The 14,987-nt window shown below is 68.3% G+C and carries 15 protein-coding genes and 1 pseudogene; 10 read left to right on the top strand and 6 right to left on the bottom strand.

The genetic code is table 11. The annotated features are described in order from the left end of the window. Positions 1–40: 40 nt before the first annotated feature. From DJ81_RS17900 to DJ81_RS17915, 3 genes are all read left to right on the top strand, one after another. Positions 41–316, top strand: a complete 276-nt coding sequence (locus tag DJ81_RS17900) for a hypothetical protein (protein ID WP_094523192.1) — start codon at positions 41–43, stop codon at positions 314–316. A gap of 823 nt (positions 317–1,139) precedes the next feature. Then, positions 1,140–2,042: a hypothetical protein gene (locus DJ81_RS17910; protein ID WP_094523190.1), complete on the top strand. Its 903-nt coding sequence runs from the start codon at positions 1,140–1,142 to the stop codon at positions 2,040–2,042. Positions 2,043–2,054: 12 nt separating this feature from the next. Next, positions 2,055–3,773: a PQQ-binding-like beta-propeller repeat protein gene (locus DJ81_RS17915; RefSeq protein WP_094523188.1), complete on the top strand. Its 1,719-nt coding sequence runs from the start codon at positions 2,055–2,057 to the stop codon at positions 3,771–3,773. Positions 3,774–3,857: 84 nt separating this feature from the next. Here DJ81_RS17915 and DJ81_RS17920 read toward each other — a convergent pair whose 3' ends face one another. Next, positions 3,858–4,601 carry a class I SAM-dependent methyltransferase gene (locus DJ81_RS17920; protein WP_094590941.1) on the bottom strand — a complete coding sequence of 248 codons (744 nt, stop codon included), beginning with the start codon at positions 4,599–4,601 and terminating at the stop codon, positions 3,858–3,860. 78 nt (positions 4,602–4,679) lie between these two features. Beyond that, positions 4,680–4,982, bottom strand: coding sequence for an amphi-Trp domain-containing protein (locus DJ81_RS17925; protein ID WP_094528018.1), 303 nt, complete (start codon positions 4,980–4,982; stop codon positions 4,680–4,682). Positions 4,983–5,092: 110 nt separating this feature from the next. Between DJ81_RS17925 and DJ81_RS19400 the strand changes: the two genes are divergently transcribed. The 3 genes from DJ81_RS19400 to DJ81_RS17935 all read left to right on the top strand — a co-directional run bounded on the left by DJ81_RS19400 (position 5,093) and on the right by DJ81_RS17935 (position 6,322). After that, positions 5,093–5,251, top strand: a complete 159-nt coding sequence (locus tag DJ81_RS19400; protein ID WP_170938365.1) for a hypothetical protein — start codon at positions 5,093–5,095, stop codon at positions 5,249–5,251. An 87-nt stretch (positions 5,252–5,338) separates the two neighbouring features. Continuing rightward, complete coding sequence (locus DJ81_RS17930; protein WP_094523182.1) at positions 5,339–5,635, top strand: winged helix-turn-helix domain-containing protein; 297 nt, start codon at positions 5,339–5,341, stop codon at positions 5,633–5,635. Between the two features lie 147 nt (positions 5,636–5,782). Further along, on the top strand, positions 5,783–6,322 hold the full coding sequence (locus DJ81_RS17935; RefSeq protein WP_094523180.1) for a hypothetical protein: 540 nt from the start codon (positions 5,783–5,785) through the stop codon (positions 6,320–6,322). Positions 6,323–6,370: 48 nt separating this feature from the next. Here the strand turns inward: DJ81_RS17935 and fer are convergent, their stop codons facing one another. Further along, positions 6,371–6,859 (bottom strand): ferredoxin Fer, encoded by a 489-nt coding sequence (gene fer, locus DJ81_RS17940; RefSeq protein ID WP_249269160.1) that lies wholly within the window; start codon positions 6,857–6,859, stop codon positions 6,371–6,373. Positions 6,860–7,007: 148 nt separating this feature from the next. On the opposite strand from fer, the gene DJ81_RS17945 reads away from it, so the two are divergent. Beyond that, entirely contained in the window at positions 7,008–7,301 is a 294-nt protein-coding gene (locus DJ81_RS17945) for a DUF4242 domain-containing protein (protein WP_212589856.1), read from the top strand. Positions 7,302–7,433: 132 nt separating this feature from the next. Then, on the top strand, positions 7,434–8,495 hold the full coding sequence (locus DJ81_RS17950) for a DUF1611 domain-containing protein (protein WP_094590943.1): 1,062 nt from the start codon (positions 7,434–7,436) through the stop codon (positions 8,493–8,495). Between the two features lie 52 nt (positions 8,496–8,547). Here DJ81_RS17950 and DJ81_RS17955 read toward each other — a convergent pair whose 3' ends face one another. Then, on the bottom strand, positions 8,548–10,479 hold the full coding sequence (locus DJ81_RS17955; protein ID WP_094590951.1) for an aldehyde ferredoxin oxidoreductase family protein: 1,932 nt from the start codon (positions 10,477–10,479) through the stop codon (positions 8,548–8,550). Positions 10,480–10,729: 250 nt separating this feature from the next. On the opposite strand from DJ81_RS17955, the gene DJ81_RS19735 reads away from it, so the two are divergent. Continuing rightward, positions 10,730–11,599: a hypothetical protein gene (locus DJ81_RS19735; protein ID WP_094590945.1), complete on the top strand. Its 870-nt coding sequence runs from the start codon at positions 10,730–10,732 to the stop codon at positions 11,597–11,599. Continuing rightward, the gene (locus DJ81_RS19740; RefSeq protein WP_249269161.1) at positions 11,596–12,033 is read left to right on the top strand and encodes a hypothetical protein; all 438 of its coding nucleotides are present in this window, start codon (positions 11,596–11,598) and stop codon (positions 12,031–12,033) included. The genes DJ81_RS19735 and DJ81_RS19740 overlap by 4 nt, the downstream gene beginning before the upstream one ends. Before the next feature lie 25 nt (positions 12,034–12,058). On the opposite strand, the gene DJ81_RS17970 is transcribed toward DJ81_RS19740, so the two are convergent. Beyond that, complete coding sequence (locus DJ81_RS17970; protein ID WP_094528015.1) at positions 12,059–14,215, bottom strand: ABC transporter ATP-binding protein; 2,157 nt, start codon at positions 14,213–14,215, stop codon at positions 12,059–12,061. A gap of 152 nt (positions 14,216–14,367) precedes the next feature. After that, positions 14,368–14,987 (bottom strand): annotated as a pseudogene (locus DJ81_RS17975) (IS6 family transposase).

Here is a 14,987-nt window from a genome sequence, read left to right on the forward strand (position 1 = left end):
CGACCGTACGTTGAAGGGGGTCGCGGACGTGTGACACGGTATGACGCGTCAGAACGCGCGCTGTGCGGACTGCGGTTCGTGGTTCCCTCGGTCGCGCGCCGACACGGGCGGCACGGCCGCGCTGGAGTGCCCGATCTGCGGCTCCGGTCTCGTTCAGGGGAACCCGACCGACGGAGTGCGGATCGACCGGAACAACGCGCGATGCGAGTCGTGCGGGGCCGAGTTCCCCCGACGGGAGAGCATCACGGACACGAAGGGCGTCCTCGAGTGCCCGGCCTGCGGGTCGACCGGCGACGTCGTCCTGATCGAGGAGTGACGCGCGAGAGCGAGAAGGGCTCACGCAGCGAACTCGAGGCCCGATGTCGGCGACGGTAACGGACCGCGATCGCGGTCTCGATCGGCGAATGCCACGACCCGAACCGAGCCTCGCGCTGCCGCCGCGGCGACCGACGGGCCGACCCGGTCGCGTTGCTATCAGACGAGTGTTATTTTTCCGTGGTTCGCGCGCAGACGAGCGGAGCGCGCCGAGAAGTTATAAATTATTGATATTATAACGACAGCCGAATATCAATTACAGACATAGGACTGTAACGGCCTTCCCGGCGGGGGATCATTGGGGTTGTATTCATAATTAATATACCTTATAATCAATTCCCTTATATAACAATAATTAAATTTCTGATTCACGCCACGGAGAAATATAACGAAGAGTATAGCTCTCCCCCGATATCGACCGTGATCGGGGCCGATAACGCGACGGCTCTCGTCGCGTCGTCCGCGGGAGCCGTCGCGGTTCGGAGTGCGACGCGTCGCTCTCGCGCCGCCCGGGGCGGCCGGGGATCGGTCCGGCGCAACCCGCGCTCGGTCCGGCTCTCCCCGCGCTCGGGCCGGCGCAACCCGCGCTCGGGCCGGCTCTCCCCGCGCTCGGGCCGGCTCTCCCCGCGCTCGGGCCGGCTCTCCCCGCGCTCGGCGCCGCCCCTCGACGCGTCACGTGCATTCGGCCGACGATCGTCGGACAGAGACCCGCGACGCGCCGTCCGGCGCGCATACATATCAATCTGTTATAATAATTATTATATGGTACAAAGTGCCAGTCGATACTGCGGGTGCATGGGGAGTTTCCGCACCACGATACCACTATGACGAGACAACAGATCACGATCGACGGCCGAGACGAACTCACAGACGCGCTCGGCATCAGTCGGTCGGACGTCGGCGAGAGACCCACGTTGTCTGAGCTCAGACAAACGGTCGAGACGGAAACGGACCCGGAGTTCGCCTCGATGGGCGAGGCGATCCGCGACGACATGGCGGGAGCGCTCGACGCCGACCTGCTCGCGTCGGAACTCGCGGCCTTCGAAGAGCAGATCGCTCGGCTCTCGGAGGTCCGCGACGCGGGAATTCCGGAGGGAACGGAGGAGCCGGAGGCGCTGTACCGTAAAATCGTGCAGCCCTCGTGGCGCCTCTACGATCACCTCGTGGAGGCCGGATTCTTCGAGAGCCTCGAGGAGCGGCTCCCCCGGTTCACGCCGGAGCACATCGAGCAGACGGCACACGAGCTCGTCCGGCTCGACGCGCTGAGCGAGGAACTCGACGGTCTCGGGTTCGACGAGCGGGAGAAGACCGTGCTCGTGATGAACGTGGTGAACAACAACACTCGCCTCGCTCGGTGGGTTCCCACGAAAGAGATCCCCAGCGACGTGGAGTTCGACGTCGAACACGTCCCGCCGCTCCACAAGCGCGCGATGGGCGGGGCGCTGCTGTGGGTCAACTCGATGGACGTCCACCTCTGGCAGAAGGAGGTGCTCGTCACCGAGGAGATCCTCGACGACGGCTACTGGGACGTGAAGGCGATGCTCGCCGGCGTGGATCTGATCGCGCGGGCCGCGCTCGACATCGCCGAAAACGGGGCGATGAGCGACTCTCAGCTGGTGGCCGCGCTGACCGGCGGTGCCGCGATCGCGATCGTCAACCAGGAAGAGATCTGTAAGGACGTGTACTGGATCACCGAAGAGAAGCGCAATCCGAGTCCCGCACGCTAGGAGGGTATACCAATGGCAATAGAAGAAGACAGGGCGGTCAAGGCCGCACAGGACACAGTCGTACGTGAAACGGATCAGGGGTATCGGGTGCTCGGGTCGCCCGAGGAGTCCGTCACCCACCAGCACGACACGGATCGGATCCCACGGAGGGACATCACCGAGGAGGACATCATCGACTCGGCTGACGATCCGGAGTCGTGGCTCACGTACGGCGGGAACTACGAACAGCACCGTTGCACCACCGCGGACGTGATCACTCCAGAGACCGTCGGCGACCTCGAGCTCGAGTACGAGCTCCACGTCGGCGCGGAGTCCAGCATGGAGGGCACGCCGCTGGTGGTCCCCGGCGACCCGCCGGTGATGTACCAGTCGAACGGACCGAACCACGTCAAGGCCATCGACACGCGGGCCGGCGACGTGCTGTGGAGCTACACGTACGCGGTGCCGTCGGACGTCGTCCTCTGCTGTGACGACAACAACCGCGGCGTGGCGGTCCTCGGCGACAAGGTGTTCATGACGACGCTCGACTCGGGCGTCGTCGCGCTCAACCGGTACACCGGCGAGGAGGAGTGGTACACGAGCACGGCCGACCACGAGTCCGGCTACTCCGCGACGTGGGCGCCGGTCGTGTACGACGGCAAGGTGTTCACCGGCAGCGCCGGCGGCGAGTACGGCGTCCGCGGCTTCCACGTCGCGCTCGACGCCGAGACCGGCGACGAGGTGTGGCGCACGATGACGTCGCCCGACGAGGAGTGGGTCGGCGACAGCATCGAGCAGTCGTGCGCGACCAACTGGATGACGGCGACGATCGACACGGAAAACGAGAAGCTGTACATGCCGGTCGGGAACCCCGGCCCCGACTTCGACGGCTCCGTCCGACCGGGGCCGAACCGGAACAGCGCGGGAACGCTCTGTCTCGACTTAGAGACCGGCGAGCGCGAGTGGTTCCACCAGGAGTCCCCCCACGACGTGTGGGACTACGACTCCGCGGCGCCGCGGCTGCTCATCCCGGACTTCGAGATGGAGCACCGCGACTTCGAGGGCGACGCCGTCGTCTCCTTCGGAAAGACCGCGTGGGGCTACACGCTCGACGCGGACAACGGAAAGCTCCTCAACCGGAGCGAGCCCGGCGTCCAACAGCTGAACATGTTCCGGATGATCCCGCACATCGACGAGGGCCGGCGGATGCCGTTCATGCCCGGCGCGATGGGCGGGAACGACTGGCAGCCGCCCGCGTACAACCCTGAGCTCGGCCTCGCGTACTTCAAGATGAACAACTCGCCCCAAGAGGCCTGGTGGCGCTTCGAGGAGTACGAAGAGGGCAAGAAGTACTGGGGCGGCATCCTCGAAGACGAGATCGACCAACCCCCGGAGGGGTACAACGACCACATCAGCGCCGTCGGCGCCGTCGATCCGGAGACCGGACAGCTGGTCTGGCGCGACTGGATCGACAGCGACGCCTACATCTGGGGCGGGCTGGTGACCACCGAGAGCGGCGTCGTGTTCGGCGGCACGCAGAACGGCGACGTCATCGCCTGGGACGGCGAGACCGGCGACCGCCTCTGGGAGTACTCCACCGGCGAGACGGCGATCTCCGGCAGCCCGATGAGCTGGTACGACCCCGAGACCGAGAAGCAGTACGTGGCCATCCAGGTCGGCGGGAGCGGCTGGCTCCGCCGCGGGACCGCGGGCCGCGACGACCGGCTCTGCGTGTTCTCGCTCGAGGCGTAATCCGCCCGCCGCCGACTTTTTATCGCGCGCACCGACGACCCCCGGAGCGCCGTCGCAGCGACTCCCGGAAGAGCGACGGCCGACTCACGTCGGCGCCGCGACGAGGACGACGTACGGCTCGTCGCCGTCGCGCCGCGGGACGCGCGCGGCGGTCCGGACCGAGAGGCCGGCGTCGCCGACGCGGGTCCGCCAGTACCGCTCCGGGGACGCGTCGACCCGCTCCGGAACGATCGGGAGTTCGAGTATCCCGACCGCGCCGTCTGCCCGGCAGACCCGGCGGAGCTCTCCGAGCGCGTCGCCGTGCCGGTCGGCCGGGAGGTCGTGGAGCACGCGGCACGCCGTGACGACGTCGAACGACCCGGACGCGAACGGGAGGGAGCCGGCGTCGCCGCGGACCGGCTCGACCGCGATCCCCGCCGTCCGGGCGTTCCGTCGGGCGAGCCGGGGACCGTTCCCGAGTATCACCCTGTCGTCGAAGACGTCGACCCCGACGACCGTCGTTGATCCGGAGAGCCGGGGCGCCAGCCCGACGAGCGACCGCCCGGTCCCGCAGCCGACGTCGAGGACGCGGCCCGCGTCGGCGAGAGGGAGCTCTCGGGCGAGCGCGTCGTACTTGTACCGCTCGAGACGCCACGGCGGGGGCGACGTCAGCGTCGAGAGCGTTCGGGCCGCGCGGGCCCCGCCGAGCGCGACGGCGGCGGCGGCGAGGGCCCGACTCGTCCGGTCTGACCGTCGGCGTGCCAGCGCGACGCCGGCGAGCGCGACGACCAGCCCCTCGCCGACCGCGCGGAACCGACGTCGCCAGTGGTAGAGCCCGAACCAGTACATTTGATCAGTACAGCCGACCGGTGCGTCCCGCCTCCCACCGGTGGAGTCGCCGCGCGATACGTCGCGATACGACGGCGCTCAGGCGACGTCGATACCGCCGCCCTCCGTGCGTTCGGTGAACTCCACCTCGAGTTCGAGCTCGCGCTCCCGCCGAGAGGAGAACTCGACCTCGACCTCGATCGGCTCGGCGAACGCGAAGGGGATCTCCCAGTCGTCCCCGCTGATCGTCAGTTCGTGGCCCTCGTCGAGCGAGTCCGCCACCGACCGGAGGAACGCCGCCGTCTCCTCCGCCGAGAGGTAGACTTCTCGCTCGAAGAACCCGTCCGAGACCGTTCGCTTACCGCTCTCCTCGGACTCCGGAAACTCCACATCGTCTGTCATACGTACACGATACACGTCCCGTATCTTATCTCTTGTGACCGTGTGTCACACCCGGCCCGGGATTCGCCCCTTGGGTAACGTTGATTATCGCTCGTCCGGATCGGATCGGTATGGCACGGATTCCGACGGCCTGCCCAGAGTGCGGCGTCGAGTGGTACCGCGGCGGAACCGCCACGTCCCGGAAGCACCACCGAAAGATCGACGAGGACAGCTGGCAGTGCACCGAGTGTCACGCCGTCGTCCCCGAGCCGTCGGCGACTCCCGACTGACGCCGTCGGTCCCGCCGGCCGCGCGAATCACGCGTCGGACGGTCTCGCGAAGAAACGCTTTTATGTCTCTGTATTAAGGCGTAGACGATGTCGTTGATCGACGCGCTGGGAAACCCGCAGCGGCTCCGGATCATCCAGCACCTGTCGGACGGACCGATGTACGTCACGGAGCTGGCCGACGCCGTCGGCATGAACGGGAAGTCGGCCGTCCACCACCTCGCCGTGCTGGAGGACGAGGACCTCGTCGATCACTACTGGGACGGCAACCGGAAGTATTACCGACTGGTCCGGGCAGTCGAACTCGACATCTCTCCGCCGCCGGAGCGCCGGTTCATCCTGCAGCGTGGCGCGGAGCGAGCGACGGGGCCGGTCGGTGACGAGTGACGTGGGCGGTCAGGACCGGGCGACGGGCCTGGTCGGTCGCTGACGAGTGACGTGGGCGGTCGGTGACAGGTGACGACTCCGGTCGGTGCCGAGCGACTCGGCGAGTCGCCACCAAAATTTAAGCGGTACTATGTTAATTGTCATCGTATGGCTACGTTGCCTAACACGCCGGACCTGGATCCGGAAGAGACCGAGGAACCGACCGTCGCCGCCGAAGTCGAGGCGGACGACGACCCATCGGCCGACGTCGAACCGGGGCAAGACGGGGAGGCGGCGGGCGACACGGGGGCCGAAACGGGGCCCGACGGGACGATAGAGCGCCAGATAGAGGCGCTGATCGACGAGCGCGTCGCCGAGATAGAGCGGGACATGGAGGCGCTCGAGGCCGAGCTGGAGGAGTTGGACGACTTCGCCCGGATCAGCCTCGGCGAGCGGTATTCGCAGCGGATCGAACAGAACGTCTCGGAGCTCTCCGACTCGCTCACGGGGTTCGCGGAGCGGAACTTCCAGAAGCTGAACAGCGTCGAGGGCCGGGTCGACGAGATGTCGCTCGTGTTGACGGCGGTGATCGAGGCGCTCGACGACGCGGACGTCGACGTCGACTTCTCCGAGGTCCGACGCATGCAGGAGGGGGTCGTCGAGGAGGCCCCGGCCGAGCGACTGGCGGCCGCGAGCCGCGACGAGTGAACTCCGGCGACACCGCACCGGCGCCGCCGGAGCCGTTCCCACGCCTCGTCAGACCTCGCGCTCCCCGATGACGCGGTCCTGCAGGTAGTCGAGGTGTTTGGCGCTGTGGATCACCCGAACGTGGTCCGTCGCGGGCTTGCTCTGACAGGTCAGTCGGATCCCGCGCTCCTCGACCTCCTCGTCGGTGATGATGAGATTCATCTCCATCTCCAGTTCGCCGTCGACGAGGATCCCGGCGCAGTTCGCACAGGAGGCGGCGCGACAGGAGAAGGGCCACTCGAGCCCGTTGTCCTCGGCGGCGTCCAGGAGCTTCCGGTTCCTGCTCACCTCCATCGTGCCGTACTCCTCCTCGGTCAGGTCGGCGGCGGCCGCCTTCTCGAAGAGGTCGTCGTCGTCGATCCCCCAGTCGTTGGCGTCGACGACTTCGTAGTCGAGGTACTCGACGGTCGAAACCTCCGTCTCACCCCCCTCGAAGTCGGGATCCTTGGCCGCGTCGCTTCCGATCTTGACGTTCGGGAGGCTGGCGTCCTCGGACATACCTCCGTGATACCACCCCACGTACCTAAACGTCACGGGGAGAACCCCCCGACACCGCGGGCGTCGCCGGCGGTCGGACCGCTCCCGTCGCGACGACTGTCCGCGCAGAAACAATTACAATCCCGGGGGACGCACGTCAGCAATGCGCATGAGCGACACCGACGACTACCTGATACTGCGTGAACTGCCCGAGCCGATAACCCAAGAGGAGCTGGACGCGGCCGCCGAGGCGTCCGGCGAGACGCTCTCCGAGCTCCGCGAGGAGGGCGTCGACATCCAGTGGGTCGACTCCGAAGTAATGACCGACGACGACGGCGGAATCGTCGGCACGTTCTGTCACTATCAGGCCGAGAGCGAGGACGCCGTGCGGGAGCACGCGGACCGCGCCGGCCTCCCGGCGACGAAGGTGACCCGACGTGGCGACCCCCTCTCCGGTGAGTGAACCCGGGCGAGGCTCCCGCCGCGGACGGACGCGCGAGGACCGCACGCCCGACGGCCGACCGCGCGGCGGCCGCGCCGGAGGCGGCCCACCGTTCGGACGGCTGACCACGAGCGGACGACTGACCACGAGCGGATGACCGGCCACGAGCGGATGACCGTCCACGAGCGGATCGCCGTGCTCGCCCACGATCGGTTCCCCGACGACGCGCGCGGGGCGATCGAACTCGTTCGGTACGGGCGCCCGGAGGTCGTCGCCGTGATCGACACGGCCAGGCGGTCCCCGGTCACCTCCCAGCTCGTCCGGTCGCTCCCGCGGATTCCGATCGTGCGGCGGTTCGACGACGTCGGCGAGCCGGTCGACGCGCTGTACGTCGGCATCGATCTCGCCCGAGACGGCCGGATCGCCGACCTGTCGGAGCCGGTGCGACGGGACGTGCGCGCCGCGCTCGCAGCCGGGTGCGACGTGGTCGTCTCGCGGCCGGGATTCCCCGTCGGCGACCCCGCGTTCGAGCGGGCGACGGCCGCCGGCGGCGGGCGGGTCGTCGACGTCGGCGCCCCGCCGCCGGACCGGTCGGGAGACGCGGGCCGCGACGCCGGGGTCGACGCGGAGGTCCTGCTCACCGTCGGGACCGACCGGTACGTCGGGACCTCCTCGACCGCGTTCGAGCTCGTGGACGCGGCCCGGGAGCGCGGTGTCGACGCGGCCCTCGTGCCGACGAGCCACGTCGGTGCCCTGCTCGACGGGCGGGGGGCGTCGATCGACCGTCTCCCAATCGGGCGGGTCCACGACGTGGTCGACGGGCTGGTCCGCGAGCGGGGCGAGCGCCGCGACCTGCTCGTGGTCGAGGGGCAAGGGGCCATCTGTCACCCCGGGTCGTCCGGGCAGATCTGCGGGCTCCTCCACGGCGCGAGACCGGACGGGCTCGTCCTCTGCCACTCGGCCGGCCGCGAACTCATGCACGGGTACGACGTCGACATCCCGTCGGTCGCGACACACGTCGACCTGTACGAGCGCGTCGCCGCGCCGGTGGCGGAGACGGCGGTCCTCGCGGGGGCGCTCAACACGATGAACGTCGCGACGCCCCCGGCGGCGCGCGAGGCGGTCGCCGACTTCGCCGAGCGCCTCGGCGCGCCGGCGACCGACCCCCTCCGGTTCGACGCGGACGCGCTCCTCGACGCTGTCGGTCTCGGCTGAGAGGGACGCGGTAGCCGAAAAAAGCCGACGCACGACCGCGACGCGGTCGCGTTCAGTCGTCGGCCGGAGCCGCGGAGTCGCCGGCGGAGACGCCGGTTCCGGGGCCGACGTCGATGCCGAGTTCCTCGAGCTTCTCGTCGGGGACGACGCCGTCGACCCAGCCGCGGGTCTCGTAGTATTCCGCCTTCATCTCGTCGAGCTCGCAGAGCTCGCCCTCGCTCCCTCCCTGTCCGGGGACGGCGTCCGGGTGGCCCTCGACGAAGCGCCCGGGGAGGTCGTCGTCCTCGGCGTCGAAGCCGGCGAGGTTGTTGAAGTAGCGTTCGAGGTTGTACACCCGCTCGCCCGCCTCGAACAGCTCGTCCTCGGTGACCTCGCGGCCGGTCATGCCGCTGTACTGGAGGACGTACTCCTCGATCCCCTCGGCGAAGGCGTTGAACTTGCAGATGTCGAACGAGTCGGAGATCGCGTGCAGGTCCTGGAAGGTGGCGGTGAGCTCGCCTTTCCCCTCCCACTCGTACGGGTCGACCTTCTCCGGAATGCCGAGGATCTCGGCGGCCGGCGTGTAGGCCCGGAGGTGACAGGCGCCGCGGTTGGAGGTCGCGTACGCGATCCCCATCCCCTTCATGCAGCGCGGGTCGTACGCCGGGATCGACTGCCCCTTGACCGCCAGCGAGTTGTCGTGGGCGTCCTTCTCGTCGGCGACGCGGTCAGCCCCCTCCGCGAGGAGGTCGCCGAGGTCCGAGGAGCGGTGGCCGATCTCACCGATGAGGTCGATCATGCGCTCGGCGTCGCCCCAGTCGATGGTCTCGACGTCGTCGAGCTTGCCCTCTTCGCTCATCTCCATCGCCATCGCCATCATGTTGCCGACCTCGATCGTGTCGACGCCCACCTGGTTGCAGCGCTGGATCATCAGCGCGACCTCGTCGCGGTGGGTGTGTCCCGAGTTCGGGCCGAGCGCGAACGCGGACTCGTACTCGAACGACTCCATGTGGACGTTCATGTCCTCGCCCTTGTGGTTGAGCTGGACCTCGACCTCCTTCTTGCAGGCGACCGGGCAGGAGTGACAGGTCGGGTCGTTGACGAGGATGTTCTCCTCCACGTTCTCGCCGGAGACGCGCTCGGCGTCGAGGTCGGTCCCCTCCGCGTCGCTGTACGCCTCGGTCGAGGTGTACTTCGCGTTCTTCGTGGGGAGGCCGTCCATCTCCTCGGTCGCGTTCATCAGGACGTTCGTCCCGTACACGGAGAGTCCGCCCTCATTGGGCGCGGTGACCTCCGACTCCTGAATGACGCCCATCGCCTGCTGATACCCCTCTTGGAACGTCTCGGGGTCGGCGGGTTTCGGCATGTCGGTGCCGCTCTTCACGACGACGGCCTTCACGTTCTTCGCCCCCATGACGGCGCCGGTGCCGCCGCGGCCGGACGCCCGGTCGTCCTCGTTCATCACGCAGGCGTAGCGGACGCCGTTCTCGCCGCCCGGTCCGATCGCCATCACGGAGAGGTTCTTGCCGACGGCGCCGTCGACCTCCTCGCCGATCGCGTCGATCGCGTCGTCCGTCTCCTTCCCCCAGAGGTGGGAGGCGTCGCGTACCTCGACCTCGCCGTCCTCGACGAACAGGTAGACGGGGTCGTCGCTGGCGCCGTCGAGGAGGATCCCGTCGAGCCCCGCCCACTTGAGCCGCGCGCCGGACCAGCCGCCGTGGTGCGAGTCGGTGACCGTCCCCGTCAGCGGGGACTTCGTCACGAGCGCGATCCGACCGCTCATCACGGTCTGGGTCCCGGTGAGCGGCCCAGTCATGAACGCCAGTCGGTTCTCCGGCCCCAGCGGGTCGACGTCCGGCCCGGCCTCGAAGAGATACTTCACTCCGAGCCCGCGCGCGCCGATGTACTTCTCCGCGTCCTCCTCGTCGATGCCCTCGTAGCTGACGTCGCCGTCGCCGAGGTCGACCTGTGCCACTCGGTCTCTGTAGCCGCCCATTTCAGTCATGGGAGTGTCCAACGTGAGTGTTTGCGCTTCTGTGTGTTAATTATTGTCATCGCTACCCCCCATAAGGGAGGGGTTCGGCGCGTCTGACGGGCGCCTGAAGGGAGACGGGAGGACGACAGAGGGCCGACCGGAGCGCCCGCCCGGCGTGCTCGGCCGGCGTGCCCGACCGCCGTGCCCGACCGCACGCGCCGCGCGCGTCGCGATCGGTCACACGCCCTACGTTTATGACGGTTGACGGGTATCTCGGGGTATGAGCGATCAGAGCGTCGCCGACCGACTCCGCCGGCCGGAGTACACGGGCGAGAACCGGTGTCTGCCGTGCACGGCGTTGAACGTCGCGCTCGCCGTCGTCGCCGCCGTCGCGGTCGGCGCCGGCGGTCTCGTAGCGGGGGCGTCTCGCGTCGCCGCGGTCGGCGCCGGCGGCGTCGTGTTCGCCGTCGCGCTGGCCGCGATCGCGCTGCGCGGCTACCTGATCCCCGGGACGCCGGCGATCACGCGCCGGTACTTCCCCAACCGGGTCCTCGACGCGTTCGGTAAGGGGGAGGCCGACCGTCCGGTCCTCGAGTCGGTCGACGACGAGGCGGTCGTGGCGACGTTGTCGCGGGCGGGCGTGCTGACCGAGGACGGCGACGCCCTCGGTCTCACCGACGAGTTTCGGGCGGCCGTCGGCGACGGGGTCGACTCGGGGAACCCGGACGCGGAGGGCGTTCGCGCGGCGCTGCGTGCGGACGAGGTCGACGCGCTCGGACCGACGTCGTTCGAGGTCGACGGCGAGGGGATCGAGCGCTGGGTCTCGACGGAGGCGGTCGCCGTGGACGTGGCGCTCGCCGCCGAGCTCGACGACCGGCTCGACGGCTGGGCGGACCTCAACCGCGGCGACCGGCGCGACGTGTTGACGGGCCTCCGACTGCGCGTCGAGCGCTGTCCCGCGTGCGACTCCCGGGCGGAGACGACGGTCGAGCGACTCGACCACTGCTGCCGTCGCCCCCACGTCGCCGTTCAGTCGGCCTGCCGGGAGTGCGACGCCCTGCTCGGGGACCACGTGGTGCCAGCGTCGGCCGCGGACACGTGGATCGAGCGCGTGGACGGCGCCGAGCCGCCGCGAGCTTCGACGCGGTGAGCTGTCGCATCGCGGCCCACCACTCCCCGGCGCCGACCGCGTTCGTCGACGAGGTCGCGCGTGTCCTCGAACCGGGCGTGACCCTCGCCTTCGAGGACAACGTCTCCCCCGCGGACGACGACCTCGACGCCTTCCTCAACGACGTGGAGCGGCTCCGCGACCCGACGCACGTCCGGTCACACGCCGTCGCCGACTGGATCGAGTGGCTCGAGGGCGCCGGGTTCACCGTCGAGACCGCGAGCGTCGCGAGCAAGCGCATCGCGTTCGGCGAGTGGGTCGCGAACGTCGACGCGTCGGCCGAGCGCCGCGAGCGGATCGCCGCCGCGTTCGAGGCGGCGCCGCCCGGCGCCGCGGAGCGGTTCGAGTTCGCCCGCGAGGGCGGGCGGATCGAGTCGTTCGCCAATCTCAAATTGCTCGTCAAAGCGACCCGATGACTCGCGCGGCGAGACCCGAGCGTCCTCAGTCGACGTCGGCCGGCTCGTCGATCTCGGCGGGGTCGTCGACCGTCGACCCCTCGGCCGGGTGGAAACACGCCGCGGAGTGGTCGGCGTCGGTCCAGGCGTCGAGTTCGGGCTCCGACTCCCGGCAGCGCTCGGTCGCCTTCGGACAGCGGGGTGCGAACCGACACCCCCCCGGCGACCCCTCCGGATCGGCGGGCTCGCCACGGAGGGTGACCCGGTCGCGGCCCCCGCGCGGGTCCGTCTCCGGGACGGCCGCGAGCAACGCCTCCGTGTACGGGTGTCGCGGGTCGCTCACGACCCGCTCCGTCGGCCCGGTCTCCACGAATCGACCGAGGTACATGATCGAGAGCCGGTCGGCGATCCGCGTGAGGCTCGCGAGGTCGTGCGAGATGTACAGCACGCCGATCCCCTCGGTGTTGGCCAGCGAGCGGAGGAGGTTGAGCACCTCCGCCTGGAGCGAGACGTCGAGCATCGACGCCGGCTCGTCGCAGATGAGGAACTCGGGGTCGATGACGAGCGCCCGGGCGATGGCGACCCGCTGGCGCTGGCCGCCCGAGAGCTCGTTCGGGTACTTGTCCAGGTAGCGCTCGGCGGGGGCCATCCCGACCCGTTCGAGCGTCTCCCGGACTGCCGCGTCGCGCTCGTCGAGCCGGTAGCCGTGGATCGTGAGCGGCTCTTTCACCAGCGTCTCGACCGTCAGCCGCGGGTTCAGCGACTCGTAGGGGTTCTGGAAGACGATCTGGAGCTTCTGTCTGAACGACCGGAGGTTCCCGTCCCGGTAGTGCTCGTGCGACTGGCCGTCGAAGGTGAACCCGCCGTCGGTCGGCTCCTCGAGCAGCGCGAGCGTCTGTCCGAGCGTGGACTTCCCGCAGCCGGACTCGCCGACGACGCCCCGTATCTCGCCCCGCGAGACCGACAGGGAGACCCCGTCGACGGCGCGGATGTGCGAGCCGCCGCCGAACACCTCTCGGAGGAGCTCGCCGCGGCGCGCGTACCAGCGACTGAGGCTGTTCGTGAACCCGGTCACCGTCGGCGAGACGCCGTCGACGGGGAGCCGGCCGAAGAGCGACTCCGAGCTCTCGTACCACTTGCGTAAGCCGTCGACTTCGAGGACGACGTCGTCGGCGTCGGGACGCGACCCCTCCGCGGCACCGCCCCACGTCGTCGCTGAGTCGGCCTCTCGGCGCATCTGAGCCGCTCGCTCCGCGTTGTGACACGCGACGCGCTGGTCGCGGTACGGGAGGTCCCGGAGGTCGGGCGTCGTCGTCGCGCACTCCTCGGTCGCGAACGGGCACCGGGGCTCGAAGACGCAGCCCGTCGGCTTCTCGTCCAGTTGCGGCGGTGTCCCCGGGACCGAAACCAGCCCGTCGGCGTCGCCGTCCAGCGCGGGGAAGGCGTTCTTCAGCCCCATCGTGTAGGGGTTCGCCGGGTTGAGGAGGAGGTTCTCGACGCGGCCCTGCTCCATCACCGTCCCGCCGTACAGCACCGACATCTCGTCGCAGGTCTCCGCGATGACGCTCAGGTCGTGGGTGATCAACAGCAGAGAGCTGTCGGTCTCCGCTTGGATCTGGAGGATGTTGTCGATGATCCGGTCTTGGACGATCACGTCCAAGCCGGTCGTGGGCTCGTCCGCGACGACGAGCTTCGGCTCCAGCGCGAGCGCCATCGCGATGACGACACGCTGGCGCATCCCGTCAGAGAACTGGTGCGGGTAGTCGCCGACGCGGTCGGGGTCGAGTCCGACCGTCTCGAACAGCTCGTGCGCGCGACGCCGAGCCCGCCGCTCGGAGACCTCCCGATGCGTCTGGATCGCCTGCCGGATCTGCGCGCCGACCGACATCACCGGGTCGAGGGCGTCGATCGCCGTCTGGGGGATGAACGCGATCTCCTCCCAGAGGAGGTCCTGCCGCTCCGACGGCGCCAGCGACCGCAGATCCCGTCCCTCGAATTCGATCTCGCCGGACTCGATCTCCGCGTGGTCGGGGAGCAGACCGAGGATGGCCTTCGCGGTGGTCGACTTCCCGGACGCCGACTCGCCGGACAGCGCGTAGTTGACCCCGTCGTCGATGGCGAACGACACGCCGTTCACGCTGTGGAGCGGTCCGTCCCGCGCGTCGTATCGTACCGTCAGGTCGTCGACGGAGAGGAGCGTCACGCGGACACCACCCCGTTCAGTGCGACCGCGGGCGCGCTCGGACGACCGCCGCCGCGCGCCGGATCCGGCCCCCGCTGCGTACCCCGAACCATCACGAATGATAGTAGGATTCAGTACCGTTATGAACGCTTGGGTCGAACCGGCCTTCGTGTTCAGATAAGCTGATTCCATGCGAAAGCGAACGATCTGAGCCACTCGTCAGCAGTTTCTGCTTCAGCGTTGCTGAAACAGTTTGAAAATCTGTCAGTTCTGCGTTTTACCTCACGAAAGACACGTTCGACGCTATTCCGATTTCCATGTCGTTCGTCTCTGAAATCAAGGCCATGTTTTTCACGTGCTCGGTGAAGTGGAACCGCTCCATCAACGAGAAAGATCGCGTTATCTACATCGAATTTTTGCGAAGCTCCGCGAAGAACTGATCTGCGATCGCGTTTGTTCGTGTCGGTTCAAGCTTTGGGTGGAGCAAATCGTTTGAATCGGGATCGACAGCAGCGTACAGCCAGTATTGTTCATCGTCAAGCTGAATCACAGTTTCGTCAACTGCAACGTGATTCGGGTTTCGACCAGATTCCGGCTGTAAGTCGGCCTTGTGAACCCAGTTATGGACGGTGGATCGAACCATTTCAACACCGAATATCTCAAGAAACGAAACAGTATTCGAAAGCGATAGTCCAGCAAGGTGGAGCTGAATACTGAGCTTCATCAACAGCCGCGGTGTTGCTTCTCGCTCCACAAGCTCTAAGTTGATCTCGTCTGCTTTGTTGAATCCGAT

Origin of the sequence: Halorubrum sp. Hd13 (assembly GCF_002252755.1) — an archaeon.
GTDB lineage: Archaea > Halobacteriota > Halobacteria > Halobacteriales > Haloferacaceae > Halorubrum.